Source organism: Clostridium sp. JS66, from assembly GCF_033561535.1.
In the GTDB taxonomy this organism is placed as follows: Bacteria; Bacillota; Clostridia; order Clostridiales; family Clostridiaceae; genus Clostridium_AM; species Clostridium_AM carboxidivorans.
Map to the genome: position 1 here is coordinate 4,708,584 of NZ_CP131467.1, position 16,166 is coordinate 4,724,749.

The following is a 16,166-nucleotide window of genomic DNA, read 5'->3' on the forward strand; positions in this document are numbered from 1 at the left end:
TTATTCGAAGAAGAGGTAATAATCTCCCCTCCAATTTTAACTTTTTTATACTATATAGTATTTTATATGCTGTTTTAACCTGCTTGTCTCCCTATTACCTCTTCTGTTTTTTAGCTACTTCCTGATGTTTTCTTGCTGGAGAATTTTATAATATTCATCCAAAATTGAATCTAGCATTTGGCTTGCAATTATTACTTCTGAGTCCAGCAAATCTGATTTTTCTCTTATCAAGTCATTCATATAAGTCCTAGTTTCTTCAACTTTTTTCAATAATTGTTCCACTCTATCCATAATATCCCCTCCTTTCATGACCAATATTATCATGTTGAGGCATATTATGGATTATGTTGTATATTATTTTACAATCTATAATGTTACACAATTAGTCAGTATATTACGCAAAAATGTATATTGTTAGTTAAAGTTTCTATTTTAAAAAAATTTACAATCTAAACTAATCTTTTTTATTGACTTCTTTAAAATTTTTTAAAAAATGTCTAGCTGCAGATGATAAATATCTATTTTTCATCCATATTATAGCTGTCTGTGTCTCTACAGAAGTCAGATTAATTTTCCTATAATTTAAATTAGAATTTGGAATAAGTCCAGTAGCAGCTTTAGGTACAATAGCTACTCCAATTCCAGTACTTGCCCAAAGAAGTATAGATCTAACATCATCGCCTCTGCAAATAATCTTAGGCTTAACTCCTTCTTTTTCAAATGCATCAACTATAACCTTCTCAAATCTTCTATCAATTACTAATGGTGTATCCACAAGTTCAGCAATTTCTACAGATCCTTGTTTATTATAAGAATATGAATTGCTGCTAGCTATCACCATTGGCTCTTTAGGTAAGTATATTGATTTATAAATTTTAGAATTAAATGGAGTTCGTATAATACCAATTTCTATTGTCCCACTATTGAGCAATTCCATTATCCTATAAGTATCACCATCCCATATTTGAAAATCAATCCCTGGATATTTCTCATGAAAACTATGGATTCTCTCTGGCAAAAGTGTTGCTCCTGAAGATGGTACTGTACCAATTAACAAAGTTCCTTGAACCCCTTCATTAATATCCTTTAATTCTCTTACTGTAGTTTCCATTAAGTTTAACATCTGCTCAGCGCGGTATCGTAATTTTTCTCCTGTATCTGTCAATTGTATTCTACGTGTGCTTCTATCTATTAGTTTCACCCCTAGTTCATACTCCAACATTTTTAATTGATGGCTAAGTGGAGGTTGAGCTATATGTAATCTCTCGGCAGCTCTGGTTATATTCTCTTCTTCAGCAATAGCAAGAAAATATTTTAATTGTCTTATATCCATACAAACAATCACTTCCCATACATTATTTATACTTTATAAGTATGATTATAATACTTTATATATATTTTTCATATGAAATCTTCTTTGTTATAATAATAGATGAAAAGTTAATCATGCTTAAAAACTAGTACTATCAAATATTTAAGTTATTTAATTTATAATATATTTTTTTTATTTTATAAAACTAAAATTTTAGGGAGGGATATCCTTGGATAGTAACTTAATTTTCTTATGTACAGCTTGTTTTTTTGCAGCTTTTGTTGATTCTATATCTGGCGGTGGAGGTATCATAAGTTTACCAGCTTTTTTGCTGGCAGGTATTCCACCTCATTTAGCATTAGGTACAAATAAGTTTACTTCTTGTTGTTCAACTTTTTCCAGTTCAATAAAATTTGCTGAATCTAAAAAAGTAGATTTTAATATATTAAAATATCTAATTCCTTTTAGTTTTATTGGAGCTACTTTAGGAGCAACTACTGTACTTAGCATAAATTCAAGTTACCTTAATGTTATAGTACTTATACTACTGCTATTTGTTGGATTATACAGCTTATTTTCAAAAAACATAGGAATGGAGGATAAATTTAAAGGTATTTCAAAAAAGAATATATCCTTGGGTATTATTCTTGCTTCATCCTTAGGTTTTTATGATGGCTTTCTAGGTGCTGGTGTTGGTACATTCTTGATTTTTGGACTTGTAAATATATATAATTTTAACTTTGTAAGAGCAGGAGGAAACTGTAAAGTAATGAACTTTATAGGAAACATTGCATCTGTTCTTGTTTTTTCACTAAGAGGAGCAATTAATTATAAGATAGGTATACCTGTTGCAATATGTATGATGATAGGCGCATGTGTGGGAGCAAAAGTGACCTTAAAAAAAGGATCTAAAATTATAAAGCCTATTTTTGTCACTATGTCTTTAGCTGTCGCAGCTAAATTACTGTATAGCATGACACTTTAGATGATGGTATTATGAAGTTTGCTATTATAAGTAATGATCTTAAAGTTTGTTGCACATTTGATAAAATCATAAAAAATAATAAATTGGGTAAAATCATTTGGAATTGAATACTATATTAAAATCTAATCTTTAAAGATATGAAATTCTTTATTACTTATTGTTATTTTATATACATTTGTTACTGCGATATCTTGAGATACTGATTCAATTCAAATCATGTCCCTATGCTAAAAGTGATTGTTACCCAACTTTCTTTATCAGATTATTCTCCAATACATCACTTGGATTTTTATGAACCAATTTACATTCTTATTGCAAATATGACAATTTTTCTTAATAACCTCCAAATTTAAATTTCCATTTTAAAAACTTCTATGCAATTTATTTCTTATTTCTGATAATGAATAATCTTTTATCAATTTACCATCCTTAAACACAACTTGTAATAAGTTATCATTACATTTTGCCTGCTCTTCTATTGTCAATTCATCCTTATACAAAATATCTTGTCCATCTTTATAGACATAACACATTCCTTTTTGTGACTTTTTAAAATTATCTTTATCTGTTTTTGGAGCCTTAAAGATGAACTTTTCTTTCCCATTTATTACTGCATGAGTAGCCTTTAATGCAAACCCAAAAGTATCTCTAGTATTGTACTGATAGGTGTATGATCCTATACCAAATACACAATTACTTACTGCAAAGCCTTTTTCCTCTAACCCCTTACAAATCTGTTCGCATCTTTGGACAGTTATACTATCCCCATAAATTGTACCTATTTTGCTATTTAAAACTTTATATCCTTTTGAGTTAATTTCACCACCAAATATATCCCATAATAATTCAACAGTCCCCTTATATTCATTACTGTCCTTTTCAGCATCTTTATCTCCACAAATTATTTTTACTGGATCTCCACTGTCACCTCTAATAACAATCTTTCCATCTCTATTCATAATATCTTCTTTTAATTTTGGAAGTATATTGGTTATAACATTCCAGTAATCATAGGTATCAGATACTATGCTCAAAACTCCACTTGGAAATACTTCTGTTATCAATCTTTTGTATGCTGAAAACTCATCTTCTCCATAGCTACACATTACACTATGCTCTGTAGAAGGCGTTCCAAACCCAACTAACTCTTCTTCTACATTACAATTATAAAATTTCTCTAAATAGCTAATAGCAGGTATAGTTGCTGTTCCTACAAATGAAAGTAAATGTGCTGCTCCACTAAGCTGGGCACTTTCCACAGAGCTAAAGCCTCTCATACTAAAATCACCACAAGCATTTTTTACATTTCCATTTTCCACAGTGAGATTAAAATATTTTTCCACTATTTCTCTATATCTATATGCAATAGTTGCACTAGTCATTGGCTGCCATATATTACAGCTCATAAAGGTTTCTAAATAGTTTACAAGCCATGGAAAATCCTTATGTGTATTGGTAATTTCTATCATTGGAGTTTTAATATTTACTCTTAATCCTTCCTCTACAGCTTTAATTTGTATTGGTAAATATCCTAAATCATGAAGAGCCTCAATGTGCTTTGTATCAGCTGCCATTTTCCCCATAGTTTTAGAAATAATTCTTTTATACTCTAAAATTACAGTTTCTTTGTCCTTATTAAAGAAGTTTTCATTAAAATATTCAATTAAATACTTCTTTATAAAAGGCTGTAAGCCAAACATAACAACTTTATTCATATTTTCTTTTCTAGACATTCTTGGAGTCCAATAACTTACTAATTTAGTCATTCCTTTTGCATAACACATATGATGAATTGTTTTATAAAAATCTGTTAATAAAAATGGATTTATCATTATAAATTTCCCCCTCTGTTAATTAATTTTGCTTGTAGACTTTGCCCTTAAATTTCATACACATTAATTTTTTTATGTTCTTTACTTAAAATGCTGTTGGTTGTATATATTGCTTTTATTAAATCATTTTTCAACAGATCACTTTGAAAAACTGTATCCTCAAGATGAGTAACTGCCAAGTATATTTCCCCTGCTCCCATTTCCTTTAGTCTGGAAGCTGCTAACATAAAAGTACCTCCTTTTGAACATAAATCATCTACTATAATGGCTTTAAAATTTTTACTTTTTATACTACCATTAATGTCTAATTTTTTTATAAATCCCGTTTTAAAATCTCTTTCTTTATTTGCAGTTAAAATTTTTTCATAACTTATATCTTTTCCATACCTCTTTGCTGCACCTGCATCTGGATAAACTAAGTACACATCTTCTTTTCCATTGTTCAACTTTTTTAATAAATGTTCAGTTAGGATTTTTGACATATTCACTACCTTAACTCTATCTAATAATGCAGCAGATACATCTGAATGTGGCTCATAAATTGTAACACTTTCAAAATTTAAACTATTAATCAATTTACACAAATACTTTAAAGTAAAAATCATTATTCCTTCAGTTCTATCCATTCTGCTATATGGCATATATGGAAGTATTAAACTACATTTTACTTTTAATTCATCTAAGTGCCCTTTTAAAAATATTAAATGAGTTATATCTTCATCATTTTCAAACTTAACCTTTATTTCATTATTATTTACTCTTAATTTTAAATTTTCACTATGGATCATAGATTCACCATTAGGAAACTTTTTAAATTCTACTTTCTCACCATTAAAATAAATCATTTTTCAGCCTCCTCTAAAATAAAAAATATTCTTTTTTATTATTCTTCCTAAAAATTTTATAATTCTTCTAAAAACAAGTATATTTGCAAAAATACCAAATATAGTTGATATGTATTCTATTAACAAATTGATATTAATATATTGTTAATATCAATTTGTTAATATGATGATACATCTTATTTTTGAAAATGTCAATAGATATTTTAAATTTCTATTTTAAAAAATATGATGCACAAACATTAATATCTGTAGTTCGAAAACTTTTGTTTATTCATCAAAAAAAGCTGTGGTCATTTCCACAGCTTAAAATACCTCTTTAACTTTATTTTAATGAAATCTATTTTTTCTATTTTTATTACATGCATATATATTATCAGCTATTGCTTAACTAAAAACACACTATAAAAGAATTTTATCTCTAACCTCCATTAAGGCAAATCCTAAAAGATTTGATCCTTTCCAATACAAAGGATTTTCTATATTAGGATCATCCTTAGACATACCTATTCCCCAAATTCTATCATAAGGACTTGCTTCTACCAAAACTCTATCTTTTGTTTGAATTAAAAATTCTTTAAGATCTTTGTTTTGAGTAAACTTTGCATAGTTGCCTTTAACTATGATAGAATATCGTGATTTTATCCACAATTCTTCATCAAAGTTTTTCACCTTTCTGCCTAAAGTCTTCATCTGTTTAGGATGACTACTCTTCATTATTTCATCCAAAGTTTCATTATCTTTAAAAAGTCTAGCCTTTTCTGCCATCATATACTGCTCCATACAGCAATAAGTATATTCATCAATAACAAAATTTACTTTCCACCACTGGCTTAAACAAGTTTTTATAATACTGCCATCTCTAGAAGGCTGATGTCCCCAAAAAAATAAATATTTAATTCTTTTCCCCTTTTGAAAATCCTGTTTTAAACTATCAATTGTATATTTCATTTTTATAATTTTCTCCTCTCATCATAAAGCCTATCTTATAACACAACTAAGCTAACTATAAAAACTTCTATTCCATTTTTTCTATAAAAAATAAACTATTATTTAAATTTTTGTTATAAATTGTAAAATAATTTCAAATACTCATACCTAATTTTTCTTTTATAAGATTATCCACATAGTATTCATTTTCAACTGGCAATTCTTTAAAATCTAACTTTTTATTCTGGATATCCTTTGTCCATTTACTCACCTTATCTGTCATATCTTCAACCTTTAAAATCCACCTATTTACGTATTTATATACCATTTCTCCCTGAAGTCCAATTTGAATTGACCTTCTATCTAACTTATTTCCATAAATGTCTCTTTCAGGATCCCATTGACACCTTACATTTGAAGTTTTCAGTTTAAATTTCCAATTTTCATGAGACTTGTATATTTTTTCGTTGTATGTTGACAACACAACATTTGACAGCATTTCTTCAAAGCCATTTCTTGAAATATCCATGGCAAGAACTCTCTCTTGATTTTCTTTTTTTCCCCAACCGCATCTATACATCATCCATAAAAAAGATGGTTTTATCCAAGTCATTCTTTCCATCTTGAAAGACTTGCCAAAAGTACCTAACTTAAGGCATTCCTCCGCAATCTTATCATTATACGCTTGATATACCCGAATTGAATTTTCAGTATATGAAGCATATATTTTCTTTTCCATGTTTAAATTCTCCTTTTACATATTTCTTTTCCAACCTGAATTATATCTAAATAATTTTGAAGGTCTATGCCCAGCATCCTTTGTAAACTGATTTGTTTCAATAACCATGTTTGCAACTTTTCTCCTAAAGGCAGCTGCTAAAAGTTCTTTTCCTTGTATAACTTCATAAACCTGCTGAAGTTCAGTTAGCGTAAATAATTCCGGCATAAGGTTAAAAGCTAAACTTGTATATTCAATTTTATTCCTTAACCTGCTAATAGCATACTCAATAAATTTACCATGATCAAAAGCAATACCTGTAGATTCCATAATTTCTCTACTTACTTTACCATCCGGATTTTCTATAATTTTTATCTTGGCAGACAATTCTTCATTTTCATTCCAGAGTTTTATTTGTACTATCTGTTCGTAAATATATCCTTTTTCCACTACTTCCTTTTTCTCTTGAAGTAGATTATATGTAACATTAAACCAAGCTGCATCCTGTTCATCACTACCAGCTTTAATCCTTAATGAACTGCTATCTACAAGTGCCATGTAAGAAGAACTTATTACTCTAGTTCTAGGATCTCTATTAACTTCTCCCCAAGTATATAACTGCTCCATATAAATATCATTAATATTTGTTTCAGTTCTAAGTACACGCAATGCTGCCTCATCCAAGCTTTCATTAACATCTACAAATCCACCCGGAAGTGCCCACTTTCCAATGTATGGGTGATCTCCTCTTTTTACCATGAGAATTTTTAAAGATTTCTCTGGAAGCTTTCTATAATTTTCTTTTTCTTCATTCATAATTGTAAATATAAGCATATCAACTGTAAAAGATGGCTTTTTGTATATGCTCTCATCATATTGTTTTAAAAACTGTTCTTCAGTTAATCCCTGTTTATTTTTAATATGTACATCTTTCATTATCATCACCCTAAATCTATTTTTATATAAATGATATTATCATATTGATATTAACATATTATACTTTATTTCTCCTTTTGTCAACAATCCTGTTAATAAAAATCTTGATAATTCAAAAAAACTAAGCATTAGTAATACTTACTAGTGCTTAGTCTTTCATATGATAAGAATATTATTATTAATATTTTTTATTTTAAAATTCTTAATTACTCTTTTATTCTGTAAGCTCTGTAATCCTTTTATTAAGGGCAAATAGTATAATTGCTCCTATAAAAAGAATAGTTGGTATAATTATAAATACTTCCATTGTTCCTAATTTTGATATTAACATTTCTATATAGCCTGATGCCTTTTGGGCTATAAATGTAGCGAAAAACCATACCCCCATTAATAATGATAAATATTTAGGTGGTGCCATCTTACTCACTACAGAACTTCCCAGTGGTGAGAAACATATTTCTCCTATAGTTTGAAATAGTGAAAAGCCTAATATCCAAAGCATGCTGGAATGGGCACCTGTATCTCCACCTCTTGCAAACTCAGCTCCTACCATAACTAAAAATCCTATACCTAGAAATATATATGCAAGAGCTATTTTTTGAGTCATTGTAAGATCTCCATTTTTCCTTTTCTTTGCAAGCTTCATCCAAAAAGCAGCTGCTATTGGTGCAAGAATTACACAAAGCAATCCATTGAATGAAGTTGTAGTCCAGGTAGGAGGTACTTTAAAGCTTCCCAAATTAAAATTAGTATATTTATCAACATACAATAACAAGGATGTTTCTGATTGATTATAGAATATCCAAAAAAATACTGAAAATAGTGCTAAAATCAAAATAACCACAACTTTATTTCTTTCTAGCTTATTTAAAGGTTTATTAACTTCTGATTTATTTATTTTCTTTTCTGAAGGATTATTAAGTATATTAGGCTTCTTTCCTAAGTCTCCTATATCCTTGCAAGTAACTATAAATATAATTCCTGAAATTATACAAGACACCATTCCTAATAAATAGCATTGTTTAAATCCATAAGTTAAAATATTTCCAGAAGCATCTTTTGTAGCAAAGGTTGCAACATAAAGTATTCCCATTATAAATGATCCAAGTAATGCCCCTCCATTAACAAATGAATAAAGAATTGAAAATCCCATATCTTTTCTAGGATCATCCTTTTCATATAAGTCACCAACTAAACTGTTTAAGTTTCCTTTAAAAAAGCCTGTACCAATAGATACTACTACGATAAGTGCATTAATCCATGCAGGACTAGTAGCAAAATAACCTATCAGCCACCCTATACTCATAAGAATAGAGCCTATCATAATGCAATATCTAGTTCCCAACCACTTATCTGCAACAATACCTCCAAATATTGGAGCTAAGTAAGTAAATGCACCTAGATTAGCTGCCATAATAGTTGCCTGTGTTCTACTAACACCCATACCACCTTGAACAATAGAATAAGTTAAAAAAAGCACTAACATTGGTTTTATGCCATAATACGCAAACCTTTCGAACGTAAATGTCAATCCCAATCCATATAATGCTTTAGGTTGTTTTGGTTTTACCTTAGGTTCCATGATAATTTGTCCATTCATAATCTTCCCCCCTGTTTCTTAAAAAGTCTATTTGGAAACCCTTAGGCCTCCATTTATCTTAATCCCGAAGGGTGCTTTTTTATGATTCCCCCCAGAATTTGAAACAAAATATTTAAAAATTCATTCATTTATTTTTAAAAATATTGACAAAGTTGATAAGACTTGTAACCTTGCAACATGGAGTCTATTTTCAAAATATTGTGATGTATTTCTTATATTAGACAGCTGGTGTAGCCATTTTGATTATCAAAATTTTCTTTTATCAAGTCTTAAGGAAATCTATAAAATTGGTCCCACTATCATGGAATACTATTCATCAAGTATTGAATTTAGCTAAAAATCTTCTAAAAAGCTCAACAACTATATTTATATAATTTATGAAATTTTTTACAAAATCTACACTTAATATAATATATTTAATTTACTATAAAATTCAATACTTTTTTGTTATTTCTTTTAAATTTTCTTTTTACCTTTTAATTGTTTTTTTTACACGTTGTTTCATCATTATATATAATGTTATTTAAATATATATATCTTTATAGAATTCTTATAAATTATATGCAAATAATAAAAATAATAAGGAATACTAAAAAGCTTGAATAAAACTTTTTTTCATTCATCACAAATGTTAAATAATTTTGCTAAAAAATTAAAATTGCAGCTGCTCTTATAACAAGAATCAGCTGCAATTTTATTAATATGCTTATATAAATCATTTAATTTACTAAGCAAAAATTATTGCAATATAAACTTTTTAAAATTAGATACTTATAGACCTCAATTACTTTAATTTTTCTTCCACTGGTTTTTTCAAAATTCCAAGTAATACTGCTGTTATTGCTGATCCAATTAATATTGCTAAAGCATATAATAAAGGACTTCCTTTGACTATAGCAATTACGAATATTCCACCATGTGGAGCTGGCAATCCTATATTGAACATCATACTAAGAGCACCAGCAACTGCTGAACCTACAATCGCTGCAGGTAATACTCTACCTGGATCTGCTGCTGCAAAAGGTATTGCACCTTCTGTTATAAAACTTAATCCCATCACATAACAAGTTTTACCTGCATCTCTTTCTTGTTCTGTAAATTTATTTCTAAATATAGTAGTTGCAATAGCAATTCCAAGTGGTGGAACCATACCACCTGCCATAATAGCAGCGTGTGGATAAAAATTATTTGCACTTATCATTGCTAATCCAAATGTATATGCTGCTTTATTTATTGGGCCACCCATATCAACAGCCATCATTCCACCTAAAACTAATCCAAGAATAACTTTATTAGTTGTACCCATAGAACCTAACCATGCTGTAAGTCCTGTATTAATTGCCTTAACAGGGTTTGCTATAACAAGTAACATTATTGCGCCAGTAATGAATATTCCAAATAAAGGATATAAAAGCACTGGTTTTATACCTTCTAAAGACTGTGGAAGTCCAGCAAATACTTTTTTAAGTAATACTACTACATAACCTCCAAGGAAACCTGCAATTAATCCCCCTAGGAATCCAGCACCAGAAGTATTAGCAAGTAAACCACCAACCATTGCTGGAGCAAATCCTGGTCTGTCAGCTATACTCATACCTATGAATCCGGCAAGTACAGGTATCATTAGTGAGAATGCTCCTGCACCTCCACCAATGTCCATTAACAATTTTGCTATTGGTCGGAATGTTGGATCTTTTGGATCAAAAGCCTTAATTCCGAACATAAAGGATATAGCAATTAATATACCACCGCCTACAACAAAAGGCAGCATATTTGAAACACCATTCATAAGATGTTTGTAAAAGCCTGTTCTTTCATTTTTAGAAGAAGAACCCTCACTACTTCCACTATGATGATATACTGGAGCATCTCCATTTAATCCTCTGTTTATAAGCTCTTCTGGTTTCTTTATTCCCTGTACTACAGGAACTTGAATTACCTTCTTGCCTTCAAATCTAGCCATTTCTACTTGCTTATCTGCAGCAACTATTATGGCATCTGCTCTTTCAATTTCATCTTCTGTTAATCTATTCTTCACACCTGTAGAACCATTAGTTTCTACTTTAATGTCAACACCCATTTCTTTTGCTTTATTCTTTAAAGAATCTGCTGCCATGTAAGTATGCGCTATGCCTGTTGGACAAGCTGTTACCGCCAATATAAATCCTTCTGATTTAGTATGACTTTCTTCTTTTTTTGGTTCCTGCTCTTTTAAATATTCTTTTTCTTGATTATCAATTAAAGTTAAAATTTCATCTTCTGAACTTGCTTCCATAAGTTTTTTTCTAAAGCCTTCATTCATAAGCAAGCTTGACAATCTAGATAAAGTATCTAAATGATCATTATGTGCTCCTTCACTAGCTGCTATCATAAAGAATATGTGTGCATCACTTCCATCCAAAGATTCATAGTCTATACCTTGTTTTGATCTTCCAAAACATAATGCTGGAACTTTAACTGCCGATGTCTTCGCATGAGGGATTGCAATACCGTCACCTATTCCTGTAGAAAATTGTTCTTCTCTTGCTAATATTGCTTTTTTGTATTCTGCTTTATCATTTAACTTTCCTGCTTGATTTAATTTATTTACTAATTCATCGATTACTTCAGATTTTGTACTAGAACTTAAATCTAAAATTATAGTATCTTTTTTCAATAACTCTGTTATTTTCATATGTTTTCCTCCCTAGTATAATAATGATATAGCCACTAAGGACTATTCTTCTTTTAATAAATTTCCAAAAATCAGTAACGGAAGAAGGATTTCTTCCTTCATCAGATGTTACTTTAATAATTTAATATGGTCTGACGGTTCCTGATAGACTCCAGACTTTTCATAAAGTATAATCTTTAAGGATAGGATAAAGAATGTTCGCCTCCTTGGGAAGTCAGTTACCACTGACCTATACCTACGATTGAGTCAATTAGTCCATTCAATGAGGTTTTATGATTAGCTGGTTGGGAGCCTCAGGCTATTCCTGTATCACATGCTAGGTTGTGTACTCATTGCTTGGAAATGGATTCCTATCAGAAAGGAGCTATCGCTCATGTTAAACACTATAAAATATGATTTATTTATCTCGGTTGGAATTGATGTCGGTGCAGACTTTAGTTGGATGTCTATTGCACTTCCCAACCAAACATTTGTAGGAAAACCTTTTAAGATCCTACATTCTGATTTAAGTTCCCTTGCTGCCGCTGTTTCTAAAATAAAAGAAGCAGAAGAGCTGTATTCTTTGGAAAGTCGCATTTTCCTAGAATCCACGGGAATTTATCATTACCCACTCTTCTGCTATCTTCGTGATAATGGATTTAATGTTAGCGTTATTAATCCTATCATCACTAAGAATAGCACAAACATTAATATTAGAAAAGTGCATAATGACAGATTTGATTCAAAAAAAGCTGCATTGGTAGGCTTAAAGCCTGATTTAAAGGTTTCTCTTATGCCATCAGATCTTGCTCTTGATTTAAGAAATCTTTCAAGAGAATATTATGACCTGATGGACAATCGCTCTGCTTACGTAAATAAGCTTCAAGCTGAACTTCGAATAGTATTTCCTCAGTATTTGAAAATATTCTCGAAGATAACTACAAATACGGCAATGACTTTACTTGAGAAATATACTTCTCCAGATGCATTTTTAAATGCTTCCAAAGATGAAGTCATTAATTCCATACGCCTTACTGCTCGTTTTGGACTTATATATGCTAACAATAAGTATACTGCCATTATTCAGGCTGCAAATGATGCTAAGTCCTTCGGACATAGCGTAAGCAGTAACTTTAAGCGTATTCGCTTATATATAAGCTTTATTCGAAAGTATGACGAAGAGATTTCTTCAATACTCTCTGATATGCATAACCTTGCTGACGCAAATGAATCTACTGATTTTGTTAAGCATATTCACCTAATCGAATCATTCAAAGGTGCAGGCTTTCTTTCTGCTGTAAGTCTGATGGGAGAAATCGGAGATTTCTCTGCATTTAACTCACCCAAACAGCTTTTTGCTTACTTTGGTTTGGACCCAGCAGTAAAACAATCTGGTAAGTTTAATGGTACGAAAATCAGTATGTCAAAACGAGGTTCTCAGATTGCCAGAAGAGTTATCCACACCATAGCCCTAAACAGTATCAGTAAAAACAAAGATGGTTCTGCTAAAAATCCTGTACTTAGAGAATACTATCTTTTAAAATGCCAGAGCAAGCCTAAAATGGTGGCTCTTGGAGCCATTATGCATAAAGTTTGTAATATTGTATTTGCCATTCTTCGTGATGAAAAAAAGTTTGAAATCATCACACCAGAAGAACATCAAAAGAATTATCGTAAAGCGAAATGCGGCTTCGCTGCGTAGTGTAATTCCATAAAATTTATTCACATTTTTTGTTAACATAACAAAGACTTATTAAGGTCGCCCTTTTTTAAGATAGTAAAAATATTAATTATTTTTTAATTCTTATTGACATTTCTTAGCTGGACTCTTCTTAACTTAAAGGTTTTCATCGTTCACTTTTAAAATAATTTACATACTTTTATTTAATTACTAGATGTGTTAAATGCCTAAATGGCATTTAACAAGTTTGCTTAAGGATTAAATATCTAATCTAAAATTATAACTAGCCTCTATTCTCTATAAGCAACCATCCTCTGAATTAAAAATCATTTTATATTTTTTTTATAATTATTTCCTTTAGCAAAGCTTCTACTTCTTGCTTTTTACATAAATCCATAGAAAATGCTGTGGCGCTTCCTGATGCTGCTCCATATTTTAGAGCTTCAACTAAACTTAAGTTTTTAGAATAACTTGCTAAGAAACCTGCTATCATTGAATCTCCTGCACCTACTGAATTTTTTACAGTACCTTTAGGTGCTGATGCTTGATATACACCTTCATCACATAAAAGTAATGCTCCCTTTGATGCCATAGATATAATTATGTTTTCTGCTCCCATATCTCTAAGCTTTTGCGCATACTTTATAATTTCTTCTCTAGTTTTAATTTCTACTCCAAATATTTCACCTAATTCATGATTATTTGGTTTTATTAAAAAAGGTTTATATTTTAATGTTGAAGTTAAAGCTTCTCCAGTAGTATCCACTACTACTTTAACTTTTTTACTTAAACACTTTTCTTGAATTAATGAATATACATTAGCTGGCAGTGACTTTTGCACATTACCTGCAAGCACTAAATAATCATCAGAATTTAAAGCTTCTATTTTTTCAAACAGCTTATTTAAGTCTTCTTGTTTTATAATAGGTCCAGCTCCGTTTATCTCTGTTTCTTCTTTAGATTTAAGTTTTACATTTATTCTTGTGTCTCCCGCAACCTCTATAAAATCAGTATAAACGCCTTCATTTTGTAACGAATTTTTTATAAAGTCTCCTGTGAAGCCTCCTATAAAGCCTAAAGCTTTATTTTTTATACCAAAATTATTTAAAACTCTCGATACATTTATACCTTTTCCGCCAGGATATTTATTTTCACTAATCACTCTGTTTACTGCTGCTGGTTTAAAATCATCTACTTTAATGACATAGTCTATAGATGGATTAAAAGTTACCGTACATATCATTTGTTATCCACCACCTTTATAATTGTTTTTTTACTATAACCTTCATAATCTTCCATTTTAGAATTAGTAATGATCATAGCTTCATCTAAGTCTCCTACCTTTACAAAGCTGACTTCTCCAAATTTGCTTTCATCAGCCAAAACAAAGGTTTGTCTTGAATGCTTCATTGCATTTTCCTTTAATATTGCTTCTTCTGAATCAGGCGTAGTATATCCACATTCTGTATGAATGCCATTAATGCCTAAAAAACATTTATCAAATCTAAATTTTTGAAGATTTTTTAAAGCATCTGAACCTACAACTGCTTTTGTGGTAATTTTAATTTTCCCACCTAATATATAAGAATTTATATTTTGTTCTACAAGATTATTTATGTGTTTTAGTCCGTTAGTAACTACAATTATGTTTCTTTTATCTATATATTGAATCATTTCAAAAGTTGATGTACCTGCATCTAGATAAATACTGTCCCCTTCTTCTACAAGGGATGCAGCAAATTTAGCTATACTTCTTTTTTCATTTATACTTTGAACTTCTTTTTCCTTATAACTAAGTTCAACTAATCTTCCTTTTGGTAATGTTGCTCCTCCATGTATTCTTTTAAGTGCATTAATTTTTTCAAGCAATGTGAGATCTCTTCTTATAGTAGATTCTGAAGTATTAGTTATTTCTACAAGTTCATTGATTTTTGCTATTCCTTTTCTTTCTAGAAATTCTAATATCAAATTATGTCGCTCTTCTGTAAGCACTTATTACCACCTTCTTTATTATCTATGTAGACATTATAATATAAAAATTTTCGAAAAACAATCATTTTTATTCAAAAATAATCACTTATTTTTAAGTTTCAGTCATAATCAATCATTAACGGTAATTTCACATAGATAAGAGCTTTTTTTAGTTTAACTCATAAACTGATATTATAATCAGAATTTTTCAACTCATATTAATCAAACTTATAAAAATTCATATTAAAGGAGATGATTTTATGAATGCTGCAAACTTGAATCTTATGCCAATTTCACGTTGAGGTTATCAATGTAATTCACCTGTAGGTGATATGATTGGAAATTTTATTTCACCTCCCCCAAGCAGTACACCTCCAAATTTCATTCCTGTGAAATCTAAAGGCATTAATAATATTGATTTAACTGGTTTAAACATTCATGGAAATATTCTAAAGCCTCTTATGTTCAAACATATATACATGTGGCTCAGGGATGGGAGTGAGTTTTGGTGTTGGATTTCATATATATCTGGCCCTCACCTTGGTGGTTTCAGATGGGATGGTTCTCATTGGGTTAGTTTTGAAATTGATTTAAGAAAAATAGATGTTTATTCAAATTAAAATGATTTCTCATATATAACATTTTTGAAAATCAAAAGACCGTATTCTCAAACACGGCCTTTTGATTTTCAATAAAAGATTTGATT

General features: G+C 30.1%; 14 protein-coding genes. 3 read left to right on the top strand and 11 right to left on the bottom strand.

Annotated features, from left to right (window positions below; all coding sequences use genetic code 11):
• Positions 1-114: 114 nt before the first annotated feature.
• Positions 115-291 carry an aspartyl-phosphate phosphatase Spo0E family protein gene (locus Q6H37_RS21720; RefSeq protein ID WP_318736528.1) on the bottom strand — a complete coding sequence of 59 codons (177 nt, stop codon included), beginning with the start codon at positions 289-291 and terminating at the stop codon, positions 115-117.
• A 163-nt stretch (positions 292-454) separates the two neighbouring features.
• A complete protein-coding gene (locus tag Q6H37_RS21725) occupies positions 455-1,333 on the bottom strand; it encodes a LysR family transcriptional regulator (protein WP_318736529.1) in 879 nt (292 codons plus the stop codon).
• Between the two features lie 208 nt (positions 1,334-1,541).
• On the opposite strand from Q6H37_RS21725, the gene Q6H37_RS21730 reads away from it, so the two are divergent.
• Entirely contained in the window at positions 1,542-2,297 is a 756-nt protein-coding gene (locus Q6H37_RS21730; RefSeq protein WP_318736531.1) for a TSUP family transporter, read from the top strand.
• A 362-nt stretch (positions 2,298-2,659) separates the two neighbouring features.
• Here Q6H37_RS21730 and Q6H37_RS21735 read toward each other — a convergent pair whose 3' ends face one another.
• The 7 genes from Q6H37_RS21735 to Q6H37_RS21765 form a co-directional block, all read right to left on the bottom strand.
• Entirely contained in the window at positions 2,660-4,129 is a 1,470-nt protein-coding gene (locus tag Q6H37_RS21735; protein WP_318736532.1) for a nicotinate phosphoribosyltransferase, read from the bottom strand.
• Between the two features lie 47 nt (positions 4,130-4,176).
• Positions 4,177-4,974, bottom strand: coding sequence for a ribose-phosphate pyrophosphokinase (locus Q6H37_RS21740; RefSeq protein WP_318736534.1), 798 nt, complete (start codon positions 4,972-4,974; stop codon positions 4,177-4,179).
• A gap of 399 nt (positions 4,975-5,373) precedes the next feature.
• Positions 5,374-5,922 (bottom strand): NADAR family protein, encoded by a 549-nt coding sequence (locus Q6H37_RS21745; protein WP_318736536.1) that lies wholly within the window; start codon positions 5,920-5,922, stop codon positions 5,374-5,376.
• 133 nt (positions 5,923-6,055) lie between these two features.
• Positions 6,056-6,640: a DUF4291 domain-containing protein gene (locus Q6H37_RS21750; RefSeq protein ID WP_318736538.1), complete on the bottom strand. Its 585-nt coding sequence runs from the start codon at positions 6,638-6,640 to the stop codon at positions 6,056-6,058.
• Positions 6,641-6,655: 15 nt separating this feature from the next.
• Positions 6,656-7,555, bottom strand: coding sequence for an NUDIX hydrolase (locus tag Q6H37_RS21755; protein ID WP_318736540.1), 900 nt, complete (start codon positions 7,553-7,555; stop codon positions 6,656-6,658).
• Positions 7,556-7,769: 214 nt separating this feature from the next.
• Positions 7,770-9,155 carry a peptide MFS transporter gene (locus Q6H37_RS21760; RefSeq protein ID WP_318736542.1) on the bottom strand — a complete coding sequence of 462 codons (1,386 nt, stop codon included), beginning with the start codon at positions 9,153-9,155 and terminating at the stop codon, positions 7,770-7,772.
• Positions 9,156-9,939: 784 nt separating this feature from the next.
• Complete coding sequence (locus tag Q6H37_RS21765; protein WP_318736543.1) at positions 9,940-11,829, bottom strand: fructose-specific PTS transporter subunit EIIC; 1,890 nt, start codon at positions 11,827-11,829, stop codon at positions 9,940-9,942.
• A gap of 373 nt (positions 11,830-12,202) precedes the next feature.
• On the opposite strand from Q6H37_RS21765, the gene Q6H37_RS21770 reads away from it, so the two are divergent.
• Positions 12,203-13,510, top strand: coding sequence for an IS110 family transposase (locus Q6H37_RS21770; RefSeq protein WP_318736544.1), 1,308 nt, complete (start codon positions 12,203-12,205; stop codon positions 13,508-13,510).
• Positions 13,511-13,820: 310 nt separating this feature from the next.
• On the opposite strand, the gene pfkB is transcribed toward Q6H37_RS21770, so the two are convergent.
• Both pfkB and Q6H37_RS21780 read right to left on the bottom strand, forming a co-directional pair.
• A complete protein-coding gene (gene pfkB, locus Q6H37_RS21775) occupies positions 13,821-14,732 on the bottom strand; it encodes a 1-phosphofructokinase (RefSeq protein ID WP_318736546.1) in 912 nt (303 codons plus the stop codon).
• Positions 14,729-15,481, bottom strand: a complete 753-nt coding sequence (locus Q6H37_RS21780; protein WP_318736548.1) for a DeoR/GlpR family DNA-binding transcription regulator — start codon at positions 15,479-15,481, stop codon at positions 14,729-14,731. Before Q6H37_RS21780 ends, pfkB begins: the two co-directional genes overlap by 4 nt.
• A 311-nt stretch (positions 15,482-15,792) precedes the next feature.
• On the opposite strand from Q6H37_RS21780, the gene Q6H37_RS21785 reads away from it, so the two are divergent.
• Positions 15,793-16,080, top strand: a complete 288-nt coding sequence (locus tag Q6H37_RS21785) for a hypothetical protein (RefSeq protein WP_318736550.1) — start codon at positions 15,793-15,795, stop codon at positions 16,078-16,080.
• Positions 16,081-16,166 lie beyond the last annotated feature (86 nt).

What these genes read in the sequence shown, in the direction of transcription:
- Q6H37_RS21720 (WP_318736528.1), bottom strand. Translation starts at nt 291, where the DNA reads ATGGATAGAGTGGAACAATTATTGAAAAAAGTTGAAGAAACTAGGACT.
- Q6H37_RS21725 (WP_318736529.1), bottom strand. Translation starts at nt 1,333, where the DNA reads ATGGATATAAGACAATTAAAATATTTTCTTGCTATTGCTGAAGAAGAG.
- Q6H37_RS21735 (WP_318736532.1), bottom strand. Translation starts at nt 4,129, where the DNA reads ATGATAAATCCATTTTTATTAACAGATTTTTATAAAACAATTCATCAT.
- Q6H37_RS21740 (WP_318736534.1), bottom strand. Translation starts at nt 4,974, where the DNA reads ATGATTTATTTTAATGGTGAGAAAGTAGAATTTAAAAAGTTTCCTAAT.
- Q6H37_RS21745 (WP_318736536.1), bottom strand. Translation starts at nt 5,922, where the DNA reads ATGAAATATACAATTGATAGTTTAAAACAGGATTTTCAAAAGGGGAAA.
- Q6H37_RS21750 (WP_318736538.1), bottom strand. Translation starts at nt 6,640, where the DNA reads ATGGAAAAGAAAATATATGCTTCATATACTGAAAATTCAATTCGGGTA.
- Q6H37_RS21755 (WP_318736540.1), bottom strand. Translation starts at nt 7,555, where the DNA reads ATGAAAGATGTACATATTAAAAATAAACAGGGATTAACTGAAGAACAG.
- Q6H37_RS21760 (WP_318736542.1), bottom strand. Translation starts at nt 9,155, where the DNA reads ATGAATGGACAAATTATCATGGAACCTAAGGTAAAACCAAAACAACCT.
- Q6H37_RS21765 (WP_318736543.1), bottom strand. Translation starts at nt 11,829, where the DNA reads ATGAAAATAACAGAGTTATTGAAAAAAGATACTATAATTTTAGATTTA.
- Q6H37_RS21770 (WP_318736544.1), top strand. Translation starts at nt 12,203, where the DNA reads ATGTTAAACACTATAAAATATGATTTATTTATCTCGGTTGGAATTGAT.
- pfkB (WP_318736546.1), bottom strand. Translation starts at nt 14,732, where the DNA reads ATGATATGTACGGTAACTTTTAATCCATCTATAGACTATGTCATTAAA.
- Q6H37_RS21785 (WP_318736550.1), top strand. Translation starts at nt 15,793, where the DNA reads ATGATTGGAAATTTTATTTCACCTCCCCCAAGCAGTACACCTCCAAAT.